Source organism: Pedobacter sp. V48 (genome assembly GCF_000523515.1).
In the GTDB taxonomy this organism is placed as follows: Bacteria; Bacteroidota; Bacteroidia; order Sphingobacteriales; family Sphingobacteriaceae; genus Pedobacter.
In genome coordinates this window covers 266,203-291,128 of record NZ_AWRU01000013.1, presented here as the reverse complement: position 1 = coordinate 291,128, position 24,926 = coordinate 266,203, and the positions used below count along the sequence as shown (strand labels likewise).

Below are 24,926 nucleotides of genomic sequence, written 5' to 3'. Positions count from 1 at the left end.
TTTAGTTGTAACATTTTAGCGTAAAATTTTAGTAATTTAATTTGTATCAAAATATGGGATGAATTGGAAATGAGTAGCACAATTATTGTTTCCTAGCCAATTCATCCCTTATTAAAACTAAATTTTAACAATTATACCACATCCCACTCTAGGTCCCGAATTTCCTGTAGGTTGGGTAGTGTAGTCATCAGTACCGCCATGAACTATTATTCCTCTATCAACGATGTTTTTGATGTCATTTTCTTCGATGCTCCACCTATCAGTGGTAACTGAAATTGAACCGTGCCCTTTGCTGTCTAGTTGAATATTCCCAATATCCCCAGAGTGATATGCGGCAGATCCCCATTTACCATGTGCCTCGTTTGTAGGGTTCCAGTGTCCATGCGTATTATTTCCCATGTCTCCACAGTCTCCATGCTCATGAAAATGAACAGCCACAGTACTGTCGGCCCTTGCCGGAAAGTTAAGTTCCAAATCCATTCTCATTTTCCCGTCTTTTAATTGATAGAATTTTGCCAATCCAATGTCTTTGGCATCAGCTGTTGTTGCAAGTTTTGCCTGTGCTACTTCAACTTCTGCAGTAGGAGCGCAAGAAGTAAATAATGCCACTATTGCTATAATGGCGATTGTTAAAAAATTTTTCATATCGTTATATATTGGTAATTACTATTTAGAACAAAACCTATCACTTTAAGTTTTATAGAATTTGTCTTTGATTGGCCGAATAGAATAAATTGGAGCAACTTTTGATATGAGTGTGCGTGCTTGATAAATAGAAACAGAGTACTATATTTAAAACTTAAGTAAAAAGGAGATTATATACTGATGAGAAAATACCTGATAATTTTATTGTTATGCTTTACAGCCACAGCATTTGCACAGGAAAAATACTGGCAACAGCATGTGAATTATAATATTGATGTTGCTCTTAATGACCAAGAAAAGTCTTTAAAAGGCTTTGAAACTATAATATACAAAAATAATTCCCCGTCGGAACTTGATTTTATCTGGTTTCACATTTGGCCAAATGCCTATAGACAAGAATCTACGGCGTTGTTTCAACAGATAAAGAATGATACTTCGCGTGTTAAAAAGCTGGATAAATATACGTATGGCAGCATTGAAGGTTTGAATTTTAAAGTAAACGGGAAAACAGCAGAAACTGAGGCTCATCCTAATCCACAATATATTGATGTGATTAAGATAAAGTTAAAGTCGCCCTTGAAGCCCGGTGATTCAGTTACAATTACTACTGATTTTAAAGTAAAATTGCCCTCATATTTTTCCAGATCCGGTTTTGCTGATGGTGAGTTCATGGTTTGCCAATGGTATCCTAAGCCTGCCGTGTTCGATAAAAATGGCTGGCACGAGTTTCCTTATCTTGATATGGGAGAGTTCTACAGCGACTACTCCACGTTTAAAGTAAATATAACTGTGCCATCTGACTATGTTGTAGGTGCAACAGGAGTATTGCAGAATACAGATGAGCTTGCGTTATATAAAAGTATTGGGGCAAAAAACGTTGCCAATAGAACGGGGGGCGCTGTAGTTTATAAACCTATAAACAAAAGTGCCACCAAGAAGCTAACCTATAAAATTGACAGTGTTCCAGACTTCGCCTGGTTTGCTGATAAGGATTTCGTAATACAATACGATACTGTTAAACTCACATCCGGTAAAGTGATTGACGCTTTTAACTACTATCACAACAAAAAAGAAACGCTATGGAGTAATAGCATAGATTACACAAAGGATGCTGTAAGAAAATACAGTAACTGGGTAGGGGAATACGAATATCCAGTAGTACAAGTAGTTGAGGGGCCGGCAAATAATTCAAGCGGGGGTATGGAATATCCAACCATTACATTAATTACGAGCCCTGATGCTAAAAAGGAATCCTTAGATGGTGTTATAGCGCATGAGATTGGTCATAATTGGTTTATGAGTATGCTTGGTAGCAATGAAAGGCAACATACCTGGTTAGATGAGGGCCTGAATACTTATTTTCAGTTCAGATATGAAGCTGAAAAATACAGGACCAATTCAATATTTGGTGATGCTATCCCAGCAGAAGTCAAAGCTTTACCAGAAAAGGAATTTTTAGATCGCACTTATGGTGCAATGGCTAGTATCCCTATGAAATCGGCTATTGAAACCCCTTCAGATAAATTTACTTCTTCTGATGATTACAGCATGACTTCTTACATAAAGACTGCATTATGGTTGTATATCCTCGAAAATTCTGTTGGAAGAGATAAAATGGATATCGCTTTTAAGCATTATTTTGATAAATGGAAGAATAAACATCCTCAACCAGAAGATTTAAAGGCTTCATTTGAAGAATCTTTAGGCACCAATCTGGATAAGTATTTCCAATTGCTTAATAAGCCAGGATCATTTAGCGAACGACCGTAGAGTTTTTACCGAATTTTTAATGCTATTTACCGGCAGTTTTCTATAATACAGCCCCTTAGCATTGATGAGCGTTGTTTTTGCAGGTAGTTTTGAAGAAAAAAAGCTATGGAAACTTTAAATAACAAAACCAGATCAAATCGCCATTTCGGCATGGGTATTTTTTTACTTGTAATTGGTGCTATCTTTTTATTAAGAAACATTGGCCTTAATATTCCATTCTGGGTGTTGAGCTGGCACACTTTCTTCCTGGCTTTCGGGTTATTAATAGGCTATAGGAAGAACTTTAAAGCAGGTGCCTGGGTATTTTTTGTGATACTTGGAGGTGTATTTACTTTAAAAGACCTGGTATTCTTTGATATTTCACAATATACTACTGCATTGGTTCTAATAGGTGTTGGGCTTTACATGATTTTCAGACCTAAAAAAGACGTTCAGTTTTGTGACTTCGGAAACAGAAAATAATTAAATCTATCATATATTAAAAAAGGCAACCGGACGCGGTTNCCTTTTTTTTTACCCCTCTTACAACTTACTAATTCAACGCAATCGTTTGATTAACAGATGTACTTAAGTAATCCGTTTTGATATGAACAGTGCCAGATCTGTCTTTGGCGTTGAAAAAATACCCAGTACTAGCCTTTTCGAACTGTTGCAAACTGTTGTAAGCTTTTAACTTTTTGCCGTTAACACTTACTTTATTAGGTGCTTTTGGATTATGTACATCCACCAAATAAACTCTTTGCTTGTTCTTACCTTCAAAATCTCCTTTGGCAGCATTTATTATAATTTGTATACCAGTAGTAGCATCAACTTCGATCAATGTTTTTGCAAAGGCACCTTTTCTATGATCTCTGGTTAAGCCATCATCTTCATACATATCAAATTTAGATTTTTGGTATGGGTAAATATCTAATGTTAGGCTGTCGGTGTTTTTCTCCCCATCGTAATCCATTTGAGGGTACATGGGTATAATTGCACCTTGTTTAACAAATAGCGGCAGCTTTTCTAAAGGCGCGGAATAATTGTTCACCCACGTGTTGCCAGTGTAAGCCTTGCCATCCCAGTAGTCATACCACGTGCCATTTGGCAGATAAATGCTGTCTCTTTTGGACTCACTTTTATAAACAGGTGCCACTAATAATGATTCACCGTTCATGAATTGATATTGAGTTTGTTTACCTTTAGTAACCTCATCCTGGGGGAACTCAAGAACCATCGCTCTTGATGCAGGGATACCGGTTTCATACGCCTCTTCGCAAAGGGTATACATATATGGAGTCATACGCATTTTTAATTGCAGGTATTTCCTATTGGTAGCTGAATTAACTTCCCCTTGCAGATAAGGCTGTTTGTTCTTTTTGGCCCAACCACTCATTACCATTAAAACAGGAGTGAAGCATTTCCATTGTAAATCTCTTACATATGTAGAGTCACTACCTCCAAAAATGCCATCCACATCGCCTGTTGCCGCATTTTGAGCAGACAATCCGGAACCTATAATAGTCGGAATGTGAAACCGGATATACTCCCAGTTACCACTTTGATCTCCAGACCATACTGTTGAATAACGCTGTGTACCAGCCCAGCCCATTACACTCCAAATAAAGCCACGGGCATTACTATTGTTCTCTATACCTTCATAGGCAGCCTTACAACCGTCTAATGCATATTTATAACCCGGACCAACCCATGCAACATCGAGTTTTGCTAATCTGGAGCCATATTCGCCAACCTCTTTGGCAATTTTTTCTACTCCATTTTCTGTCCAAAGTCCAGTGTAAAAACCTCTTTTCTTTAACTCTGTAATGGTTGAGTCCAGCTTCGTATAACCACAACCGTAGCCATCATTAGGTAGGATCCATCCACGAGGCATTTTGTTTTCTATATATTTATCGGCCACCAATTTTATTACATCGGATGTAGTGCCTGTTGTTCCTGTTCCTTTATAGTTTTTACTGTCATCACCTTTAACACCACGATTATAGCAGTTTGCATCGCCCATGCTCAAAGCCCAACGCGGCATTAAAAATGGTCTTCCGGTGATTTGCGTATAACCATTAAGTATTTGTTTTAATGATGGACCGAAGAAATAAAAACAATCAAAACGGTTTTCATTATGCGTAAAACTAAGTGTTTCCTTGAATGAGTATTTACCAGCATCAAATGTATTCCTGAATGCTCCATAACCCGCGGTAGACATATAGAATGGGGCAGGATTAGCTCTTCCACCATCATCCCAGCCTCCACCTTTTTCAATCAGAATATCTTTATCTCTATGAGAGAAATAGCCATTTTGCATACCGCCGCCATAAAAATATTCATCATTATGACGCTTCATAGTTTGTTTTGTTCTGGCGCCAAACGACATTGACTCTGATTCTTCCCAGATCGGTTTACTATCTGTTACGTCGTACATCGCAAAACGCAATGGTTGCTTGTAAACACGAACAATACAATCCTTACTTTTTATTTGGTAATAACTGCCTTTATCGGTTGAATTAACAGAAGGATTCTTTACATCATAGCTAACAACAATATCATTACCCGCAGGATTGGTAAATTGTCCATCTGTCGCCATCCAGATTCTGAAAATATCATCCGTATAGAAGATCACCTTAAAGGCCGAAAACCCTGCTGTTACATTAAACTCATTTCCATTAGCTTTAAAGTCTGTAAGGTTTCCAACTTTAGTCTCTTTGGCATTTATTTTTGCTTTTAAGGTGTTATTAGAAAGTTTTTCATCTGCATCAAACTTTAAGCTAAAGCTTAAATTGTGTGTGGCTTTGTCAGTTAAATCAACACCAGGGAATTTAACAGTAATTTCTTCACCACTGGCAATCGGCTTTTTGCTGGCCATAACATTTGCTGAAATTTCTTTTTTCCCGTCAATAGTTCCCACAACTTTAAAGTTGGATCTGATGCTTTCAATACCACTATTTTTAACTGTAACAGCTAGAACATCGTTTTTAGTAAAGGTATTTTCTTCTTCGTTATGCGATGTTAAGCGCGTAATAGCAAGATCCTTATTGTAAGCTTCTGCCAATTCAATGTCATCGACCATCCAATACCAGCTATAATAGCCCTTCCAATAAAATCGAAGATATACTTTTTGCTGTTTAGCAGCTACTTTAGTAATATTTACTTCCTGATTAATAGGAGTAAACATATCCGTTGCTGAAGGCACATTATTAGTTACATTATAGTCGGTCCATTTCTCGCCATCAGTACTCACACCAACATAAAGACCAGCTCCAGGTGCTGCAAATTCGCTATTGTACCTAAAGGTATGCTGAAAACGAAGTATTACAGAGGATTTGCCAGAGCAGTTAATAGCTGCTGTCTGCATCCAGGTATCAGGATACTGCTTCTTTTTGACCCAGGATGGTTGATCTTCATCAACAAAATAGCCTGCCTGAAACTGTAAATGGTAGTCACGACTTTTTGAGGCAATAGGGGGTGCTTGCTGCTGATATTGATAGGAGCCGGGATATGGCTGATTGGTAATTAACCATGCCAGGTCCTTTTTACTACTGTCTACATTTAGCCAGCCATCTGGCAATTTGCCGCTTTTAAAATTTTCTGACCAGAAGATTTTTGGATCTGGCGCAGCTTTTTGAGCAAATGACTGTGAGGTAAAGAGAGCCATCAGGGAAAATAAAATTAACTTTCTCATTTATAAGAATAAGTGATTGTGTTTTGCTAATCTGTTAAATAATATTTTTATATCCCTGCGCAAACGTTTGTTCTAAATATGTCACCATACTGGCAAAAAAATCAATTACCTTTAATCATACACAACATATAACTATATTAAGCGGGTATTTAACACATGAAAATGATAACAGGAAAGATTCTTAGAAGGGTGTTAGTTCTATCACTTGTATTGTTTAACATTGGTTGCGATCAGGTAACTAAAAGCATTGTAAGAAAGCATATAGATTATAATGAGAGCATAAAGATCATTAGCAATAATTTCACCTTAACTAAGGTCGAGAACTCAGGAGCTTTTTTAAGTTCTGGAGACTCACTTCCTGTGCCGATAAAGTTTGTGCTGCTTTCATTACTGCCATCGGTTGTACTTGGCTTTGGTATCTACTACATTTTAAGTAAAACCGAGCTGGAAAGGTTACTAATTGTTGGAATTAGCTTTGTAATTGGTGGTGGTATAGGGAATCTATATGACAGATTATTATACGGTTCAGTTACAGACTTTTTACATATAGATTTTGGAATCTTTCAGACTGGAGTATTTAATATTGCAGATGTATCCATCATGATAGGTATGCTAATGATACTCACCCATTTGTATTTTAAAAGAGCCAACCCGGAACTAGCTTAAAAGCTATTTAACGGGTGGCGATATTTTTTTTGCCCTTTCTAAAAAGCTTTGCTCTTCCAGTTTTTGTTCAACCTCGGCAATAGCTTTCATGATATTGTTCGTGGTATTTGTCACTTCAGTTAAAGCCAAAACCATTATATCCCATACAGGCTTCATTTGCTCAAGGAGTTTTTTACCTTTTTCAGTTAGTAAAATGAGTCTTTTCCTTTCATCCTGTTTATCTTTTTTGGAACGTATGATCTTTTCTTTTTCCAACTCTTTCAGTAAGCTAATGGTTGAGGGATGGGTATAACCAATTTCAGCCGCAAGTTCAACAACACTTAACACAGGTTTAAAATGTAGCGTATAAATAACAGGAAACCATTTGGGCTCAAAATCTATATGGTGCGCCTTATAAAGAAGAAAACCATCCTTACGAAACTGCTCACTCAAGCGCTGCAGTCTTGTTGATATGGCCAGAATACCGGATTCATTGATGACATTCATGTGCTGTTATTTCAAATTGCTTATTAAAACGTTAATTTCTCAAATCTAAGTGATAAAATGTATTGTCAGCCTTCATTCTTGGGAAATAGGGTGGAAGCGCGTCCCTTTTGATCTTCACAAAACCATTTCGTTCATAAARCYWRSATNCRGMMKWCAATATATCTACGGTGCCGAGGTATATATCTGTTATGCTGTGTTGTTTGCAGTAATCAATAAGAGATTCAAGCAAGTGCTGAGCAATGTTTAATTCTTTACCCCTGTAATCTTTTTTAACGAACATTTTTCTGATCACACCAGTATGATGACCAACATTCATTAAGGCTATTGTTCCTACCAATTCTTCTTTATTTAAAGCACCCCAGAATCCGCCACCATCTTTATGATAATTTGTTTCTATATCTAAAAGATCTGGCTGACCTTCGAGCGTAATTGGCACTCCAAATTCGATTTGTTGGATTGGCAGGATAACATCAATTATTCGTGCACAATAGTTGTTGTAAATAGGTTCTATTAATATCGAGGTACTCATACATTTTAAATTTATGTTCAAAAGTACGTAGTTAACTACATATATTAATTTAAAAATCTGCAATGTGAGATTTTCATGATAATTAGAATAAAAGATTACGTGTTGAGCATGGGCTTAAAGTCAGGATCTTTGCCTCTTAGATCAATGCCGCCCTCATAAATAGATTTTAAATTAACCAGGTAAAATGACCATCCATTATGGCATCCTAATCTAATATTCCGCATGCTATTTTCGTCAGTGGGTATGTTCTTTTGAGTAAGCTCCACTAAAACATAATCCTTTTGAACAGATAGCTTCAAATCAACAAGGCACTCCCCTTCAAATGTAAACTGGATAAAATCTGAACCATTTGCTTCAGTTATTTTACCTGTCGCCCTATCATCATACAAATACCAGATCCATTCATAGTTATAACCTTCCCGAATAGATTCCTCTTTGCCTATCTTAGACCCGTCTGTGTTAGTAAAGATGGCTTCTTTCAAAAACCATTTCTCTATTTCAGCGCTTTTTGTCCAGGCATCGTAAATATCGCTTAGATTTGCTTTTACCAAAATCCTTATTGTAAATGAGGTCCAATCAAAGTTTTTCATAGAAATTGTTTTAAGGTAATTCAAATTTAGGCTTGGTAATACTAAATATAGCTTCCCATAAAAGCCAAAAGCAGGTGGTATTTATGCCAAAACAATTTCTATTTAATGTAAACTGTTTTAATGTTAACAAACTCTCTGATACCAAACATCCCCAATTCACGACCGTATCCAGATTGGTTAATCCCACCAAAAGGCAATCTGGGATCAGATTTGACTAATGAATTCACAAAACAAGAGCCGGCATTTAATTGAGTTTTTGCTATCTGTTCTCCTAGTAATCCATCTTTAGTAAATACTGCCGCACCTAAGCCAAAAGGTGTGTCATTGGCCATTCTTATAGCGTCATCAGTATCTTTTGCCGAAATAACTAATGCCACCGGCCCAAAAATTTCTTCTTCATAAGCAGGCATGCCTTTTTTTATCCCTGTTAAAATTGTAGGGGTGTAATAAGCATGTCGGCCTTTAAAATCAGGGATTTGTCCTCCAAGAATACATTTAGCGCCTGCTTTTATGTTTTCTTTTACTCGCTCATGTAAATCATCCCTAAGATCTAATCTAGACATTGGCCCGAGGCTGGTATCAGCGTCAAAAGGATCGCCTGTTATTCTGGTTGCCATTTTATTTTTAAATAGCCTAACAAATTCCTTTTCAACTTTCTTTACTACAATAAATCTTTTTGCAGCAATACAGCTTTGGCCATTATTTATGAGTCTGCTTTGCGCACAAACGTCGGCCGCCAGTTCAAGATCTGCATCGGCCAGGATAAGGTACGGGTCGCTTCCCCCAAGCTCCAGCACGCTTTTCTTCAGTTGCTGTGCAGCCTGTTGAGCTACTTGCATACCTGCTTCTGTACTTCCCGTTAAAGTGACAGCCTTAATATGGCGATGAGCTATTACTTGCTTAACAACCTTGCTATTAATTAGCAGTACCTGGAAAACATTTGCAGGAAATCCGGCATCTTTAATTATCTGTTCAATACTTAACGCACAGCCACTGACATTAGATGCATGTTTTAACACACCACAATTACCAGCCATTAAGGCGGGAGCCAGGAACCTGAATAATTGCCAATACGGAAAGTTCCAGGGCATTATTGCCAATACAATTCCCAAGGGCCGGAAACNWYRCWTAWCYTTTAGCAGCTTCAGTTTTAATTAACTCGTCTTTCAAAAAGTCGTCGCCATTATCTGCATAATAATCGCAAACGGATGCACATTTTTCAATTTCAGCTATACCATCTTTAATCGGTTTTCCCATTTCGATGGCCATTAAAGCTGCCAGTTTTTCCTTGCGCTGTAGGAGCAATGCAGATGTTTTCTTTAACAAAGAGGCTCTTTCTGCAAAACTTGTGTTTTGCCATTTCAACCAGGCGATCTGCGTGGTCGCTATCTTTTTGTCGATCTGTTCCCAGGAATGTTCTTTATAGGTTTTGATTACTTTTCCAGTAACCGGATTAACTGATTGAATGCTCATGTTGTCTTTTTATTTTATTCGCTCGCTAATGGATCAACAGATGTGAGCAAAAGTTGTTTGCGTTTATTAATACATCATTTTGCCATTTAGTAAGCTATTTTAAATTTAGATTCTACCGATTTTCCTGCGATTTAGGCTTTTTCATAAAAGAAAATATGGGTTATGTAAATTAATCGCAATATAATTAAAATCAGGGGTAAGGTTTAGGTGAAAAATTTGATTAAGAATCGTATTTTTGCAAAAAAATTCAAAAATGACTGGTAAAACTAAATCAGATAGTACTGTTGATGTTGTATTAATTGGCGCTGGTATTATGAGCGCAACTTTGGGTGTATTACTTAAGGAATTGCAGCCAGATCTTAGTATTGAAATTTTTGAACGGTTAGACGTAGCAGCTGCAGAAAGTTCTGATGCATGGAATAATGCGGGAACCGGACACTCGGCTTTTTGCGAATTAAACTACACTCCACAACTAGCTGATGGTACAGTTGAAACTAAAAAAGCGGTTTCAATTGCTGAATCTTTTGAAGTATCCAAACAGTTTTGGTCTTTCCTGGTAAGGAATAAAATTGTTGATGCTCCCGAAACCTTTATCAAAAGCATACCACATATCAGTTTTGTATGGGGTCAGGAGAACGTTGAATTTTTACGCGAGAGATATAATAACCTTCAGAAAAGTGATCTTTTTAAAGGGATGACCTTTTCTGAAGACCCGAAAGAACTGGCTGAATGGATGCCTTTAGTAATGAACGACAGGGATTCGGCAGAGAAGGTTGCCGGAACAAAAATGGAGCTTGGTACCGATGTAAACTTTGGAGCCTTAACCAGAATGATGTTTAATTACCTTCAAAAGAAGGAAAGTGTAAGTATGCATTTTGACCACGAAGTTCGTAAACTAAAACAAAAAGATGGTTTATGGGAAGTAAAGGTTAAAAATGAAACGACCGGTAAAAGAAGAGTTGTAAAAGCAAAATTTGTATTTATAGGTGCGGGCGGGGGTTCTTTACCACTTCTAGAAAAAGCGGGAATTCCTGAAGGAAATGGATTTGGCGGTTTTCCTGTTAGTGGGCAATGGCTTAAATGTGTTAATCCGGAAGTTATTGAACGTCATAACGCAAAAGTTTATGGAAAAGCATCAGTTGGAGCTCCTCCAATGTCGGTTCCACATCTTGATACAAGAATGATTGATGGCAAAAAAGCTTTGTTATTTGGCCCTTATGCCGGTTTCTCTACGCGTTTCTTGAAACATGGTTCTTTACTTGATTTACCGCTTTCTATAAAAATTAATAATATCAGACCTATGATATCGGCAGGTTTAGATAACCTGCAGCTGACCAAATACCTGATCGACCAGGTGCGACAGTCTCCGGAAGATCGCATTGCGGCACTTCGAGAATATCTGCCAACTGCAAAAATGGAGGATTGGGAGCTTGAAACTGCAGGTCAGCGTGTTCAGGTAATTAAGAAGGACGAAAAGCATGGTGGGGTACTGGAGTTCGGAACTGAAGTAGTTACTGCTGCTGACGGATCAATCGCTGCATTACTTGGCGCATCTCCGGGAGCATCTACAGCTGTTTCGATTATGATTACTTTAATGGAGCGTTGCTTTGCTGATCAAATAAAAACCGAAGAGTGGCAGAAAAAGCTGAAAAGTATGATTCCATCATATGGTCAGCCACTAAACGGTAATGCTCAGCTAACTGAAGAAATCAGAGTTCAGACAACTCATGCACTTAGCCTGAAGACTGCATAAAATATCATAGTGGCGTATAAATGGCATACTTAAGATTATAGCCTTAAGTCAATTAAATTTATTTAAATTGTAATACAATCTCGCATCATGACGATTGCGTAATAGTATTAGCTTCAAAAACAATTTTTATAATTTAAACGTTTGACTATAAAACAGAAAATGCCACGCTGGTCTAAAATAACACTCAAAGTAGTAGGTATCCTTATAGGGTTGATACTTCTAATCTTCTCAGCTCTTGCTTTATATGTGAACTCAAATAAAAAGAGTTTACTGGAAACCATAACGCAAAAACTAAACAAAAATCTTAATGGTACACTTACCATTGCAAGTATGGAACCTACTTTTTTGCGTGGATTTCCTGGGGTATCCATCAAACTAAATAATGTGGTGATGAAAGATAGTTTGTGGAAAAACCATCAGCACACACTTTTAGATGCTAAAGAATTAGAAGTATCGGTAAATACATTAGCCTTACTTAAGGGGACTATAGAAATAAAAAAGATAGGAATTAATGACGCAGCAATTTATCTGTTTACCGATAGTAACGGATATAGTAATACTGCTATCTTCCCTAAAAAAGATAAATCAAAAAAGCCGAAAGATGATAGCAGTTCAAGCCCGGAACTGGGAAAGTTTACTTTAAGCAACGTTAGTTTTGTGGTAGACAATCAAAAAGGACATAAACTCTTTCAGTTTGATATTTATGATGTAAAGGGCAATTTGGATTATCTTTTACTTGGAGGTTGGGAGGCTGACATTAAACTTAAGGCACTAGCCAAAAGCCTGGCATTTAACACCAGAAGAGGTAGCTTTATTAAAGACAAACTTCTAGAAGGTCCTTTTAAAATTACTTATAACGACGATTCCGGAATTGTGTTGATAGCCCCTAATACATTAAATATAGGAAAAGATCCATTTATAATAGGAGCTAAGTTTGATACTTCTAAAGAAAACACAGACTTTACCATCAATATAGAAACCAAGAATATTTTATGGCGCAATGCCTCTGCGTTATTGGCTCCAAATATTACCGTTAAGCTTAACATGTTTGATCTTAAGCAACCTATACACGTTTATTGCACCCTGGCAGGCAATATGGGTCCTGGCGGGGATCCCGAAATCAACGTTAAGGCACTCATAAAGGATAATGTGCTGACCACACCCGGGGGAGTGGTTGAAAATTGTAATTTTACTGGTTTTTTCACCAACAGCTATATTAAAGGTAAAGGAATAAATGATGAGAACTCAGCTATTAAGCTTTTTAGCTTTAAAGGAAGCTATGCGCAGATACCGTTTTCCATTGACACCGCCTTTATCAACAACCTGAATAAACCAATTGCCACCGGGCTATTCACCTCGAAGTTTGAAATTGCAAAGCTTAATAACATCATCGGAGAGGAGATGCTCAAATTCGGCAAAGGCACAGCAGACGTTAAGCTTGCTTACCGCGCAGATATTGTAGACTTTATGCTGGCCAAACCTTTTGTTAAAGGCGTGGTGGATATCCAGAATGCAGACGTGAGCTACGTTCCCCGCAAGGTGAATTTCAAGAATACAGCCATTTCACTCAATTTTACCGATCATGATCTCTATATTAAAAACATTCGCTTACAAAGCGGTAAAAGCGTCGTATCTATGGAAGGTTCTGTAAGTAATTTCTTAAACCTTTACTATACTAATCCGGAGAAAATACTATTAAATTGGAAAATAAGAAGTCCACAGATTCATTTAGGTGAATTTATAGGCTTCCTTGGCACCAGAAAACCAAAAGCAAAGAAGAGAAGCAAGAGATCTAATTTTTCTGAGAATCTGAACGAACTTTTTGAAAAGAGTCAGGTAAATATGAATGTGAAAGTAGACAAGATTTACTACAATAAGTTTCTGGCTACAAATGCAAATGCTGATCTATTGCTCTCAGAAAATGGTATAGCTATTAAAAATGTGAATGTAAAACATGCTGGTGGTGCAGTTTCTTTAAACGGTAGCATTGCCCAAAAGGGCAGTACCAATAACTTTAAACTTAATGCCACAATTACAAATGTGGACATTAAAAACTTCTTTTATTCCTTTGATAACTTCGGCATGAAAACGCTGACGTCAAAAAACTTAAGAGGCTACCTGTTTTCTAAGACCAGTATATCGGGGGTTATAAGTGATAAAGGAAATCTCCTTCCCAATTCATTATATGGCAGTATCGCGTTTGATTTAAAAAAAGGGGCTCTGCTAAGTTTCGAACCGGTTAAAAATGTAGGTAAATTTGCTTTTCCCCTTAGGGATCTGGACAATATTTCATTTACCAACTTGAATGGAAAGTTTGACGTAAGGGGTCAAAAAATTACCATTAACCCCATGCAAATTAATTCGAGCTTATTGAATATGGACATTGCAGGAGTATACTCAATGTCAACCGGTACTAACATTACTTTAGATGTACCCTTAAGAAATCCTAAAAAAGACGCTGAGATTACAGATAAAAATGAAAAAAGAGCAAGAAGGATGAAAGGAATTGTGTTACATTTACTAGCAACTGATGGCGAAGATGGAAAAATCAAAATCAAATTGAATAGAAACCGCGATAAAACAAAATAAACAACCTATTAATAACCACCTTAATTCATTGAAATGAAACGTAATGCAACCGCCGTTTGGAATGGCACTATTAAAGAAGGTTCAGGAAACCTTACAACTGACAGCAAAGTACTTGATAAAACACAATATTCATTTAATAGCCGCTTTGCAGATGGAATTGGAACCAATCCCGAAGAATTGATGGCTGCCGCTCATGCTGGTTGTTTCACCATGAAACTAAGCTTAGACTTAACAGAAGCTGGATTTAATCCAACTTCTCTGGAAACCAAAGCAACTGTAACTTTAGATAATGGAGTAATCACTACTTCACATCTTGTCCTAAAAGCTGACATACCTGGAATTGATGATGCCAAGTTCCAGGAAATTGCCGCTGGTTCTAAGGCTACATGCCCTGTAAGTAAAGCTTATAATGTGGAAATTAGCTTAGAAGCTTCATTGATTTAATGAACTTTTAGGTAAACTTATTCCCTAAATCCTCCTCTTTAGTTAATAAATAGGAGGATTTTTTTATTCTATAGTTACGAGATACGCAGTAATTTATCTATTTTCGAATTTTCGCGCCAAATAAACTATAACAGCCACAATGACCAAGTCTATACTTGTATTGAAATTAGGTTCCGCTTCCATCACTACCTCTAAAGGAGAAATTGATGAAGCAATAATTGCAGATATAACCCGGCAGGTAGCAGAACTTGCTCTTAATCACCATTTAATATTGGTATCTTCAGGTGCAGTTGCAGCTGGAAAAAAATACATAAAGAATTATAAAGGTAAAATTAGTGAGCGAAAAGCTGCTGCTTCAATTGGCAATCCGCTATTGCTAAGCACTTATTCAAAACATTTTAAGCCTTACAATATTTCTATTGCGCAAAGTTTATGCGAAAGGCAGCATTTTTCTCATAGAACTCAATTTCTTCAGTTGAAAGAGACTTACGAAGAATTATGGAAAAATGGTGTAATTCCAATTGCTAACGAAAATGACGTAGTTAGTAATTTAGAGCTAAAGTTTTCTGATAATGACGAACTTGCTACTTTATTAGGTGTAGGTTTTGGCGCTTCGCTTATCCTTTTAGGCACATCAGTTCCGGGTGTACTGGATAAAGAGGGTAAGGTAATTGATAAAATTGAGTCTATAAATAATGAAGTATTCTCTTTGGCAAATAAGAATACTTCTGAGGTTGGATTGGGTGGTATGATTTCTAAACTGACTTTTGCAAATCTTGCCTCTACAATGGGAATTAAAGTGGTTATTTTTGGTGTTAGAACACCAGACGGCATTTTAAAAGCTGCAAAAGGAGAATCGGGGACTATATGTACACCTAAAAACTGCTCCATATCTGCAAGAAATAAGTGGCTTGCAAGCGGAAGCCTGGTAACTGGTAGACTCATGGTTGATGCTGGCGCAAGCGAAGCAATCAGAAAAAGAAAAAGCTTGCTTGCTGTTGGTGTTAAATCTATTGAAGTAGATTTCGCTAATGGTGAAATATTTGAAATTATTGACGAACAGAATAACATTGTAGCCGTAGCTCAGGCCAAAGTATCGTCGAACACAATTAGTAAAAACGCTAAGCAACATAACCTGGAGATAGCCAATGCCAGCGATATTGTAATATTATAAGTATGATAATGGAATCAATAGAAGACCAATTAATTAGTGCACAGAATGCCAAAAAATCGATATCAACGCTCAGCGATAAGGATAAACAAGGCATAATTACCCGAATTGCACAAATTATTTCTGAGAGAAAAGAAGACATCATTGCTGAGAATTTAAAGGATCTGGAGAAGATGTCCGACGCCGACCCCAAAAAGGATCGTCTTCTGTTAAATGCGGAACGGATTATTGAGCTTAGTAAAAGCCTGGTAGATGTATCAAATCTGGAAGATCCGACCAACAAAATCGTCTCTGAAAAGACAATTGACAATGGGCTTTTTATTCAAAAAAGAACGGTTCCGCTTGGTGTGGTTGGCGTAATTTATGAATCAAGACCAAATGTTACTCTTGATGTAGCGGCTTTATGCATTAGATCAGGAAATGTTTGTTTACTTAGAGGTGGTCAGGATGCTTATCATACCAATTTATTTGTTGTTTCTTTAATCCAACAGGTTCTTGAGGAAAGTAACCTCGATGTAAATATTGTACAACAGCTCCCCGCTGAAAGAAAGTATATTTTAGACATCCTAACTGCAGAAAGATACATAGATGTAATTATCCCTAGAGGCTCTAATCAGCTCATTGAATTCGTTCGCAAAAACGCTTTAGTACCGGTGATAGAGACGGGTGCTGGTGTGTGCCATACTTATGTGGAGGAATCCGCGAAGCTGGATGATGCCGCCAAGATCGTAGTAAATGCCAAGGTTTCGAGACCTTCAGTTTGTAATGCATTAGATACTGTTTTAGTAGATAAAGCAGTTGCGCAGCCTTTCCTTGAAAAGCTTGCGCCATTGCTGGCGGGATATAATGTTGAGATATTTGCCGATGAAGAATCTTATAAGATTTTAAAAGATCAACACTATCCTTTAATTAATAAGGCTGAGCCTGAAGATTTTGGAAGAGAGTTCCTTGATTTCAAATGTTCTGTGAAGATTGTGGATAGTACGGAAGAGGCGCTTGATCATATTGCAAAATTCTCTTCAAAACATTCTGAGGCGATTATTACTCAAAATCCTGTCAAAACTGAATTGTTTCTAAACCAGGTTGATGCGGCTGTGGTGTACTTAAACGCTTCAACAAGATTTACTGATGGCCAGGTTTTTGGTTTAGGTGCAGAAATTGGCATATCTACTCAGAAATTACACGCCAGAGGGCCTTTTGCTCTTGAGAAACTAGTTACAGAAAAATGGATTGTTAAAGGTGAGGGACAAGTAAGATGAAACCAGCATCAATAAAAGACATCGCCGGTAAGGCCAATGTATCGATTACAACCGTATCCTTTATTTTAAATGGAAAAGCTGAGCAAATGCGCATTAGCAAGGCTGTTATTGAAAAGGTTAACACCATAATTAAAGAGTTTGATTTTAAACCAAATCAGGTAGCCAGAAGTTTAAGAACCGGAAATACGCAAACAATAGGACTGATAGTAGAGGACATCTCTAACCCATTTTTTGCCAGTATTGCCCGTAAAATAGAAGATAAAGCATATAAAAAAGGTTATAAAATTAGTTACTCAAGTACTGAGAATGATCCGGTTAAGGCCAAGGAGCTTATAGAAATGTTTAAGTCCAGACAAGTGGACGCTTATATTATTGCTCCTGTACCTGGCATCGAAGGTGAGATTAAGCAGTTGCTTGCAGAACGCATTCCTGTAGTTATATTCGATAGGAACCTTCCTGATATGGAAGTTAATTGTGTGGTGGTCGACAACTTTAACGGAACTTATATCGCTACCAAGCATCTTATCGATAGTGGCAAAAAGAATATCGCTTTCGTAACGGTAGATTTGCATGTAGATCAGATCAATAATCGTTTCCTTGGGTACGAAAAGGCGCTTCAGGATCATGGTATCAAGTTCAATAAAGATATTTATACTGAAATTCCATTTGATAGTACGGATGACAATACAAACGCACAGTTAATGTTATTGTTTGAGAAAAACCCGAAGATTGATGCGGTATTATTCTCGACCAACTACCTTGCAATTAAGGGCTTGTTAGTATTAAAACTGATAAACAAAGAAATCAATGATGATTTCAGTATTGTAGCGTACGATGATCATGATGTATTTAAACTACATACGCCTCCAATCAGTGTTGTAGATCAGCCTATAGAAGAAATGGCCGAGAAGATCATTGATGTACTTTTAAATGAGCTTGCTTCGGCCAGTAATACTTTGGTAAAAAGAGAGGCATGCAAAGTAATTTTGCAGCCTAAGTTTATAAAAAGATGATTTAGAGGTTATTAAACCTCTAAATCGTTCATAATAGCTTTTACTTTCGCACTAAGTTCAGCATCAGCAGCTTTAAAGCCAGCTTTATCCTTAAGTGGTGCATTTACACTGCAATAGAATTTAATTTTAGGCTCAGTTCCTGATGGTCTGGCAGAGATAATGCTTCCATCTTCGGTTATGAACTGAAGAACATCAGATTTAGGAAATCCAAGATCTTTCTTTTCATTCGCAATTAAATCAGTTTCTATACCCAATTCGTAATCCTTTAAAGTTGCAACTTTAGAACCACCTAATGTAACAGGAGGGTTGTTTCTGAATTTCTCCATCATCGCTTTGATTTCCTCAGCGCCTGTTTTTCCTTTTTTGGTTATAGATACCAATTCTTCTTTGTACAAACCATATTCTACATACATATCAAGCATAGCGTTATATAAACTGCTGCCTTTATCTTTGTAAAAAGCGGTCATTTCTGCAATAAAAGCACAAGATACAACTGCATCCTTATCTCTAACAAGCTCTCCGATAAGGTACCCATAACTCTCTTCACCACCCCCAATAAACGTTTTCTTACCTTCAAGGCTTGTCATTAAATGACCAATCCATTTAAATCCTGTTAAGGTATTGTAATACGTAACATTCTTAGCTTTAGCTATTGTTTCAATTAAATTTGAAGTTACTATGGTCTTAACAATATACTGATCTCCTGTAAGCTTACCTTTTTCTTCCCAGGCACTTAACAGGTAATTGATTAGTAAACTACCAGTCTGGTTCCCATTTAAGAGCACGAATTCGCCATCATTGTTTTTAACAGCAATACCAACTCTATCGGCATCCGGGTCTGTGGCCAGAACAAGATCTGCATCTATTTCCTGAGCTTTTTTCAAAGCAAGTGTAAGTGCTTCTTTTTCTTCAGGGTTTGGATACACCACAGTTGGAAAATTACCATCAGGAGTGCTTTGTTCTTCAACCAAAGTTAAATTGGTAAAACCAAATTGCTCAAGTGCCTTAGGCACCAAAGTAATTCCGGTTCCATGGATAGGAGAGTATACAATTTTAAGGTCTTTTTGGCGGCTAATGGCCTCTGGAGACACTGATAATTCAGTGATTTTATCCAGATAAAGTTGATCAATTTCTTCTCCAATCAATTCAATATTACTATCAATGCGATCAAATTTAACCTCATCAATGCTTTTGATATTGGCCACTTCATCCATAACAAGTGTATCATCTGGAGCGGTAAATTGTCCACCATCGGCGCCATACGCCTTATAACCGTTATATTCTTTTGGATTATGAGAGGCAGTAAGCATTACACCACTGCGACATCCTAATTCACGGATCGCAAAAGATAATTCCGGAGTAGGTCTTAGCGCTTTGAAAAAATAAACGTGTATGCCATTTGCAGAAAACACATCAGCAGTGATCCTTGCAAAATAATCAGAGTTGTTTCGACTATCGTGCGCTATAGCAACTTTAACCTTTTCACCCGGATATTTTTTAAGAAGATAATTACATAAACCCTGTGTCGCAGTTCCAATTGTATACTTATTGATCCTGTTAGATCCTGCACCCATTATCCCACGTAAACCTCCGGTACCAAACTCTAGACTTCTGTAGAAAGAATCTGTAAGCTCAGTAAAAGCTTCTTTATCTAGCAGTTGCTGTATTTCTTGCTTAGTTTTTTCGTCGTAATTACCATTAAGCCATTCGTTTATGGTATTTAATGTAGCTGCTTCTAATTGCATAGTTTATGATGTGTTTTTTAAGATATCTTAATGAAAAACAGTAATATAATTGTGAAGTTTTTTAAGAAAAGCCTAATTCTTATAATATTCCAAATTTTATTTCGTCAATATCATGATTATTAGCGTCGTTTTCTTTAATTTCACGCCCTAATATAAGTATATAACCAATTTGATTGAAATAATATTAACCTTTAAAATTTAAATAACTAATAATGAAACCATCAGAATTTTGCTGATGGGATTATTACCAAAAAACAATTTATAAAACTATGAGAATATTAAAGTTTGGAGGAACTTCTGTAGGAAGCCCTGAGCGGATGAAAAAATTGCTGGATATTATTAATCCGGCAGAAGAACAAATTGTAGTGCTTTCTGCAGTGTCGGGCACAACGAACAGTTTAGTAGAAATTTCAGCCAAACTTTTAAAGGAAGATAAACAGGCTGCGTTAAGTCTTATTAACGCATTGCATCAGAAATATAATGAATTTGTTATTGAGCTTTTACCGGAAGGTGATTTTCGTGAGCAAGGACAGGAAGTAGTAAACTATCACTTTAACTTCCTTGAAACATTGGTAAACGATCTTTTTACCCCAATTGAGGAAAAAGTAGTACTTGCACAAGGTGAATTGTTGTCAACAACATTATATCATATCTATCTTAAATCGATAGGTGTTCCCTCTGTATTGTTGCCTGCATTAGATTTCATGAAAACTGATGAGGATAACGAACCTGATGTTCCTTATACCACTAAACACTTACAACCAATATTAGATCAAAACAACGGAAATAAACTATTTATTACACAAGGATTTATTTGCAGAAACAGTTTTGGCGAAGTAGATAATCTTAGACGTGGTGGAAGTGATTATACTGCATCTTTAATAGGAGCGGCCATACTAGCCGAAGAAGTTCAGATATGGACAGATATTGATGGTATGCATAACAACGATCCAAGGATAGTTAAAGGTACCAAACCAATCTCTCAGCTTTCGTTTGATGAAGCAGCTGAATTAGCTTACTTTGGGGCAAAGATATTGCACCCACAATCTGTTTTTCCGGCTCAAAAATACAAGATTCCTGTAAGGTTATTGAACACTATGGAGCCTTCAGCTTCTGGTACATTGATTACCAACGACAGTGAAAAAGGCAAAATAAAATCTATTGCAGCTAAAGACGGCATCACTGCAATCAAAATCCAATCAAGCAGAATGTTATTGGCCTATGGTTTCTTAAGACGTGTTTTTGAAATATTTGAACGTTATAAAACGCCAATAGACATGATCACAACATCTGAAGTAGCTGTTTCGGTAACTGTTGATTTTACGGATAACCTTGCAAAAATTATTGAAGAACTACATGATTTTGGAAGTGTAGAAGTTGATAGTGATCAATCGATAGTTTGTGTGGTTGGCGATTTCAGTGCAGAAAAGCATGGGTATGCTGCACGTGTATTAGATTCAATTAAACACATTCCGGTACGTATGATCTCTTACGGTGGTAGTAGTTATAACATTTCGTTACTAATAAATACGGCTGATAAAACTGAGGCATTAAAAAGCTTACATAACCGCTTATTTGAGTAATTATCTTCTTCTAAGCCAAAAGATAATACCAGCTATAATGAAAACGAGTGCGATGAAGAGACGATTTCTTCTTTCGTACTCTTTTCTACTGATCTTCTGCTTTTTATAGTCGAGATGATTACCAAAGTAGATCAGACCCAAAACAACAACAACAATTATAAAAAGATATTTAAACATTATGTTTTCTGATAAAGATATATCGCACTTCGCAAGTTTAGAAACACCTTTCTACTTCTACGACCTTACTTTGCTGCAAAAAACGCTTAGTACTTGTGCTGATGCGGCTAAGTTATATAATTTTCATGTGCACTACGCCATGAAAGCAAACTTCAATCAGCGGGTTCTAGAAAAGATAAAGGCTACAGGCTTTGGAGCCGATTGCGTTAGTGGAGGCGAGGTAAGCAAAGCAATAGAAGTTGGCTTCTCGAAAGATCAGGTAGTTTTTGCGGGTGTGGGTAAATCTGATAAGGAAATTAACGGTGCACTGGACAATGATATTTTCTGTTTTAACGTAGAATCTATTCAGGAACTTGAAGTTATTAATGAGTTGGCAGGCAAGAAGAACAAAAAAGCCAGAGTAGCCATACGTATTAATCCAAATGTAGATGCACATACCCACCATAACATTACAACCGGATTAGATGAAAATAAGTTTGGTATAAACTCATGGGATTTGCCATTATGTGCTGAGACTTTAAAAAAATCGCCTAATCTGGAGTTTATTGGGATTCACTTTCATATCGGTTCTCAAATAACTAATCTTGACGTATATAAAAATCTTTGTGTACGCGTAAATGAATTTGCCGAGTGGTTCGAAGAACGAGGCTTTACTGTGAAGGTATTAAATGTTGGCGGTGGTTTAGGTATTGATTATCATAACCCTGAACAACAGATTCCAGACTTTGCCGCTTATTTTAAAATCTTTTCAGATTTTCTTAATGTCAGATCAAATCAGGAAGTTCATTTTGAATTAGGTCGTGCATTGGTAGGACAATCGTCATCACTGATAAGTAAAGTACTATATGTAAAGAATGGGAAGAAAAAGAACTTTATTATTCTTGATGCAGGTATGACTGAGTTAATGAGACCAGCGCTTTATCAGGCTTATCATAAAATATCCAATATCTCAAGACTATCCGAAGTAGATTCTGTAAAGTATGATGTTGTTGGCCCAATTTGTGAAAGTACAGATTGTTTTGGCAAAGAGGTAGAATTACCGGGAACACTTCGTGGAGATCTTATTGCTTTAAATAGCACCGGAGCTTATGGAGAAGTAATGGCCTCGCATTATAATTTGAGAGAAAACATTGTGTCTGTTTACAATACAGATATTTAATAATGACTGATTTTTTTAAACTAGTTGTCATCTCGACGATAGGAGAGATCTCTTGAATAGAACAACCAAGAGATTTTTCCCATCGTCGAAATGACGGCAGATTGTACTCATCAAATTTTATTCTTCAAAGAAATCAACCAGACCTCCTAAATAATACTCTTCAATTCCCTCTGTAAAATCTTTATAATCTTCCTCTGGAATATTAGTTTGAACAAACTCCAAAGAAGTACCTTTTTTATCTTCGTGCAGCTTAATGGTTACTATTGATGGCTGATTATCTTCGCCAAAATACCACTGTTGTACAACTTTTTTACCGTATTCAAATTCAACATTCTTACCGGTGATATCTCCCTCCCAAAAAGAGAATTCTGTACCAGGTTCTTCCGTGAATTCAACCTCTGCACCGGTCCACAGTTGTATGCTTTGCGCTTTCGTTAATGCCCAATAAACCTCTTCAGGAGGCGCAGGTAAATAAGTATATTTTTTAAATGTCTTCATTAATAAATTATTGATTTCCGCTGTTTATAAATTATTTAAAGGCATTTATGCCTGTTACATCCATTCCTGTAATTAATAAATGAATATCATGGGTTCCCTCGTATGTCACTACAGACTCCAGATTCATCATATGCCTCATAATTGAATATTCTCCGGTAATCCCCATACCGCCAAGCATTTGTCTGGCATTACGTGCAATATCCAGCGCAATCTCTACACTGTTTCTTTTTGCCATAGAGATCTGTTCAGAAGTAGCCCTGTTTTCACTTTTTAGTACCCCCAAACGCCAAACCAATAATTGACCTTTAGTAATCTCAGTAATCATTTCGGCTAGCTTCTTTTGTTGTAATTGAAAACCAGCTATCGGTTTACCAAACTGGACACGTTCTTTAGCATAGCGCAACGCGGTATCATAACAATCCATACCAGCACCAAGTGCGCCCCACGCAATACCATAACGTGCCTGGTTTAGACAACCTAAGGGCCCCTTTAAACCAGAAATCTCAGGGAATACATTTTCTTTAGGGACTTTCACATTGTCAAACACCAGTTCACCGGTAGCAGAAGCCCTCAAACTCCATTTTCCATGTGTTTCCGGAGTTGTAAAGCCTTCCATGCCGCGCTCCACAACCAACCCTCTGATCTTCCCTGATTCATCCTTAGCCCAAACAACAGCTAAATCAGCAAAAGGAGCATTAGAAATCCACATTTTTGCACCATTAAGCACATAGTGGCTTCCATTATCTTTAATATTGCTTACCATTCCGCCCGGATTAGATCCGTGATCAGGCTCTGTTAACCCAAAGCAACCCATCAATTCACCGGTAGCAAGTTTAGGTAAATATTTCTTGCGTTGTTCTTCAGTTCCGTAAGCAAAAATAGGATACATCACGAGAGAGCCTTGTACAGAAGCAGTAGACCTGATACCCGAATCGCCACGTTCTAATTCCTGCATAATAATGCCATATGACGTATAATCAAGTCCGGCACCACCATATTCAACAGGTATAGTAGGACCGAAAGCACCTATTTCTCCCAATCCTTTGATGATTTGTTTAGGGAATTCAGCCCTTTGAGCATAATCTTCAATAATGGGACTCACTTCTTTCTTAACCCAATCTCTTGCAGTTGCCCTGATCAGTTTATGTTCTTCAGAAAGTAATTCATCCAGTAAATAATAGTCGGGAGCTTCGTAAAGGTCTTTCTTGGCAGATTTATTCATTGTTTCCACTATATTTGGTTACACAATCAGCTATTGTGCTCAAAGGTAATAATTTCGGACAAGGGCTGGTTATAACGGATAAAAAATTTAATTTCGTGAAATGATTGATATTCAGAACTATATACAGACAGTTGCTTTAAGAGATGTTAAATGTTATGCATTTCACGGTTATTATCCTGAAGAACAACTCACTGGCATCTATTTTTCGGTGGATGTTGTAGTTACATTTACACCCAATACGGATACAGAGAATTTGGAGCGTACGGTAAACTACGAAATATTGAACAATATCATATTGGATGAAATGAAAAATACCAGAAAAATGCTCGAAACGGTAGTGAAAAGTATTCTGGATAGAGTGGTTAACAATTATCCATTTGTACATACAGCGGATGTTGGTATTAAAAAACTAAATCCGCCAATGCCTGGCGAAATTGGACATTCATTTGTTCAATTAAGCTATCGCTCTGCAAACTCCTAA

Annotated in this window: 20 protein-coding genes and 2 pseudogenes; 12 read left to right on the top strand and 10 right to left on the bottom strand. The window is 37.1% G+C overall.

All coding sequences use genetic code 11. The features are described 5' to 3' along the window. Positions 1-117: 117 nt before the first annotated feature. Positions 118-645 (bottom strand): superoxide dismutase family protein, encoded by a 528-nt coding sequence (locus N824_RS13580; RefSeq protein ID WP_048905673.1) that lies wholly within the window; start codon positions 643-645, stop codon positions 118-120. Between the two features lie 180 nt (positions 646-825). On the opposite strand from N824_RS13580, the gene N824_RS13575 reads away from it, so the two are divergent. Next, on the top strand, positions 826-2,415 hold the full coding sequence (locus N824_RS13575; RefSeq protein WP_048905672.1) for a M1 family metallopeptidase: 1,590 nt from the start codon (positions 826-828) through the stop codon (positions 2,413-2,415). Positions 2,416-2,520: 105 nt separating this feature from the next. Continuing rightward, complete coding sequence (locus N824_RS13570; protein WP_048905671.1) at positions 2,521-2,877, top strand: hypothetical protein; 357 nt, start codon at positions 2,521-2,523, stop codon at positions 2,875-2,877. A gap of 70 nt (positions 2,878-2,947) precedes the next feature. Here the strand turns inward: N824_RS13570 and N824_RS13565 are convergent, their stop codons facing one another. After that, on the bottom strand, positions 2,948-6,088 hold the full coding sequence (locus N824_RS13565) for a TIM-barrel domain-containing protein (protein WP_048905670.1): 3,141 nt from the start codon (positions 6,086-6,088) through the stop codon (positions 2,948-2,950). A gap of 156 nt (positions 6,089-6,244) precedes the next feature. On the opposite strand from N824_RS13565, the gene lspA reads away from it, so the two are divergent. Further along, a complete protein-coding gene (gene lspA, locus N824_RS13560) occupies positions 6,245-6,754 on the top strand; it encodes a signal peptidase II (protein WP_235207117.1) in 510 nt (169 codons plus the stop codon). A 3-nt stretch (positions 6,755-6,757) separates the two neighbouring features. Here lspA and N824_RS13555 read toward each other — a convergent pair whose 3' ends face one another. From N824_RS13555 to N824_RS35555, 5 genes and pseudogenes are all read right to left on the bottom strand, one after another. Next, complete coding sequence (locus tag N824_RS13555) at positions 6,758-7,240, bottom strand: MarR family winged helix-turn-helix transcriptional regulator (protein WP_048905669.1); 483 nt, start codon at positions 7,238-7,240, stop codon at positions 6,758-6,760. Between the two features lie 31 nt (positions 7,241-7,271). Then, positions 7,272-7,769, bottom strand: a pseudogene (locus tag N824_RS13550) (GNAT family N-acetyltransferase). Positions 7,770-7,864: 95 nt separating this feature from the next. Beyond that, on the bottom strand, positions 7,865-8,359 hold the full coding sequence (locus N824_RS13545; protein ID WP_048905667.1) for an SRPBCC domain-containing protein: 495 nt from the start codon (positions 8,357-8,359) through the stop codon (positions 7,865-7,867). Between the two features lie 98 nt (positions 8,360-8,457). Further along, positions 8,458-9,450 carry an aldehyde dehydrogenase family protein gene (locus N824_RS13540; protein ID WP_255327449.1) on the bottom strand — a complete coding sequence of 331 codons (993 nt, stop codon included), beginning with the start codon at positions 9,448-9,450 and terminating at the stop codon, positions 8,458-8,460. Then, positions 9,386-9,832 (bottom strand): annotated as a pseudogene (locus tag N824_RS35555) (aldehyde dehydrogenase family protein). The gene N824_RS13540 and the pseudogene N824_RS35555 overlap by 65 nt, the downstream one beginning before the upstream one ends. 253 nt (positions 9,833-10,085) lie before the next feature. On the opposite strand from N824_RS35555, the gene N824_RS13535 reads away from it, so the two are divergent. From N824_RS13535 to N824_RS13510, 6 genes are all read left to right on the top strand, one after another. Then, positions 10,086-11,585, top strand: coding sequence for a malate:quinone oxidoreductase (locus N824_RS13535; protein WP_048905666.1), 1,500 nt, complete (start codon positions 10,086-10,088; stop codon positions 11,583-11,585). Positions 11,586-11,726: 141 nt separating this feature from the next. Continuing rightward, the gene (locus tag N824_RS13530) at positions 11,727-14,174 is read left to right on the top strand and encodes an AsmA-like C-terminal region-containing protein (RefSeq protein ID WP_235207116.1); all 2,448 of its coding nucleotides are present in this window, start codon (positions 11,727-11,729) and stop codon (positions 14,172-14,174) included. 33 nt (positions 14,175-14,207) lie between these two features. Further along, positions 14,208-14,618, top strand: a complete 411-nt coding sequence (locus N824_RS13525) for an OsmC family protein (protein ID WP_048905664.1) — start codon at positions 14,208-14,210, stop codon at positions 14,616-14,618. A 139-nt stretch (positions 14,619-14,757) separates the two neighbouring features. After that, positions 14,758-15,792, top strand: a complete 1,035-nt coding sequence (proB, locus tag N824_RS13520; protein WP_048905663.1) for a glutamate 5-kinase — start codon at positions 14,758-14,760, stop codon at positions 15,790-15,792. An 8-nt stretch (positions 15,793-15,800) separates the two neighbouring features. After that, positions 15,801-17,048 carry a glutamate-5-semialdehyde dehydrogenase gene (locus tag N824_RS13515; protein WP_048905781.1) on the top strand — a complete coding sequence of 416 codons (1,248 nt, stop codon included), beginning with the start codon at positions 15,801-15,803 and terminating at the stop codon, positions 17,046-17,048. Beyond that, a complete protein-coding gene (locus N824_RS13510; RefSeq protein WP_048905662.1) occupies positions 17,045-18,061 on the top strand; it encodes a LacI family DNA-binding transcriptional regulator in 1,017 nt (338 codons plus the stop codon). The genes N824_RS13515 and N824_RS13510 overlap by 4 nt, the downstream gene beginning before the upstream one ends. An 11-nt stretch (positions 18,062-18,072) precedes the next feature. Here the strand turns inward: N824_RS13510 and N824_RS13505 are convergent, their stop codons facing one another. Further along, positions 18,073-19,806 carry a phospho-sugar mutase gene (locus N824_RS13505; RefSeq protein ID WP_048905661.1) on the bottom strand — a complete coding sequence of 578 codons (1,734 nt, stop codon included), beginning with the start codon at positions 19,804-19,806 and terminating at the stop codon, positions 18,073-18,075. Between the two features lie 269 nt (positions 19,807-20,075). Between N824_RS13505 and N824_RS13500 the strand changes: the two genes are divergently transcribed. Further along, the gene (locus N824_RS13500) at positions 20,076-21,389 is read left to right on the top strand and encodes an aspartate kinase (RefSeq protein WP_048905660.1); all 1,314 of its coding nucleotides are present in this window, start codon (positions 20,076-20,078) and stop codon (positions 21,387-21,389) included. Positions 21,390-21,567: 178 nt separating this feature from the next. Next, a complete protein-coding gene (gene lysA, locus N824_RS13495) occupies positions 21,568-22,725 on the top strand; it encodes a diaminopimelate decarboxylase (RefSeq protein ID WP_048905659.1) in 1,158 nt (385 codons plus the stop codon). A 117-nt stretch (positions 22,726-22,842) separates the two neighbouring features. Here lysA and N824_RS13490 read toward each other — a convergent pair whose 3' ends face one another. Together N824_RS13490 and N824_RS13485 are read right to left on the bottom strand one after the other, a co-directional pair. After that, positions 22,843-23,223 carry an SRPBCC domain-containing protein gene (locus N824_RS13490; RefSeq protein WP_048905658.1) on the bottom strand — a complete coding sequence of 127 codons (381 nt, stop codon included), beginning with the start codon at positions 23,221-23,223 and terminating at the stop codon, positions 22,843-22,845. A gap of 31 nt (positions 23,224-23,254) precedes the next feature. Beyond that, positions 23,255-24,445, bottom strand: coding sequence for an acyl-CoA dehydrogenase family protein (locus N824_RS13485; protein WP_048905657.1), 1,191 nt, complete (start codon positions 24,443-24,445; stop codon positions 23,255-23,257). Positions 24,446-24,545: 100 nt separating this feature from the next. Here N824_RS13485 and N824_RS13480 point away from each other — a divergent pair, with 100 nt between their 5' ends. Continuing rightward, positions 24,546-24,926, top strand: a complete 381-nt coding sequence (locus N824_RS13480) for a dihydroneopterin aldolase (RefSeq protein ID WP_048905656.1) — start codon at positions 24,546-24,548, stop codon at positions 24,924-24,926.

Excerpts from the sequence above, each read along its gene's own strand:
- N824_RS13580 (WP_048905673.1), bottom strand. The coding sequence starts at position 645 with ATGAAAAATTTTTTAACAATCGCCATTATAGCAATAGTGGCATTATTT.
- N824_RS13575 (WP_048905672.1), top strand. The coding sequence starts at position 826 with ATGAGAAAATACCTGATAATTTTATTGTTATGCTTTACAGCCACAGCA.
- N824_RS13570 (WP_048905671.1), top strand. The coding sequence starts at position 2,521 with ATGGAAACTTTAAATAACAAAACCAGATCAAATCGCCATTTCGGCATG.
- N824_RS13565 (WP_048905670.1), bottom strand. The coding sequence starts at position 6,088 with ATGAGAAAGTTAATTTTATTTTCCCTGATGGCTCTCTTTACCTCACAG.
- lspA (WP_235207117.1), top strand. The coding sequence starts at position 6,245 with ATGAAAATGATAACAGGAAAGATTCTTAGAAGGGTGTTAGTTCTATCA.
- N824_RS13555 (WP_048905669.1), bottom strand. The coding sequence starts at position 7,240 with ATGAATGTCATCAATGAATCCGGTATTCTGGCCATATCAACAAGACTG.
- N824_RS13545 (WP_048905667.1), bottom strand. The coding sequence starts at position 8,359 with ATGAAAAACTTTGATTGGACCTCATTTACAATAAGGATTTTGGTAAAA.
- N824_RS13540 (WP_255327449.1), bottom strand. The coding sequence starts at position 9,450 with ATGCCCTGGAACTTTCCGTATTGGCAATTATTCAGGTTCCTGGCTCCC.
- N824_RS13535 (WP_048905666.1), top strand. The coding sequence starts at position 10,086 with ATGACTGGTAAAACTAAATCAGATAGTACTGTTGATGTTGTATTAATT.
- N824_RS13525 (WP_048905664.1), top strand. The coding sequence starts at position 14,208 with ATGAAACGTAATGCAACCGCCGTTTGGAATGGCACTATTAAAGAAGGT.
- proB (WP_048905663.1), top strand. The coding sequence starts at position 14,758 with ATGACCAAGTCTATACTTGTATTGAAATTAGGTTCCGCTTCCATCACT.
- N824_RS13515 (WP_048905781.1), top strand. The coding sequence starts at position 15,801 with ATGGAATCAATAGAAGACCAATTAATTAGTGCACAGAATGCCAAAAAA.
- N824_RS13510 (WP_048905662.1), top strand. The coding sequence starts at position 17,045 with ATGAAACCAGCATCAATAAAAGACATCGCCGGTAAGGCCAATGTATCG.
- N824_RS13505 (WP_048905661.1), bottom strand. The coding sequence starts at position 19,806 with ATGCAATTAGAAGCAGCTACATTAAATACCATAAACGAATGGCTTAAT.
- N824_RS13500 (WP_048905660.1), top strand. The coding sequence starts at position 20,076 with ATGAGAATATTAAAGTTTGGAGGAACTTCTGTAGGAAGCCCTGAGCGG.
- lysA (WP_048905659.1), top strand. The coding sequence starts at position 21,568 with ATGTTTTCTGATAAAGATATATCGCACTTCGCAAGTTTAGAAACACCT.
- N824_RS13490 (WP_048905658.1), bottom strand. The coding sequence starts at position 23,223 with ATGAAGACATTTAAAAAATATACTTATTTACCTGCGCCTCCTGAAGAG.
- N824_RS13485 (WP_048905657.1), bottom strand. The coding sequence starts at position 24,445 with ATGAATAAATCTGCCAAGAAAGACCTTTACGAAGCTCCCGACTATTAT.
- N824_RS13480 (WP_048905656.1), top strand. The coding sequence starts at position 24,546 with ATGATTGATATTCAGAACTATATACAGACAGTTGCTTTAAGAGATGTT.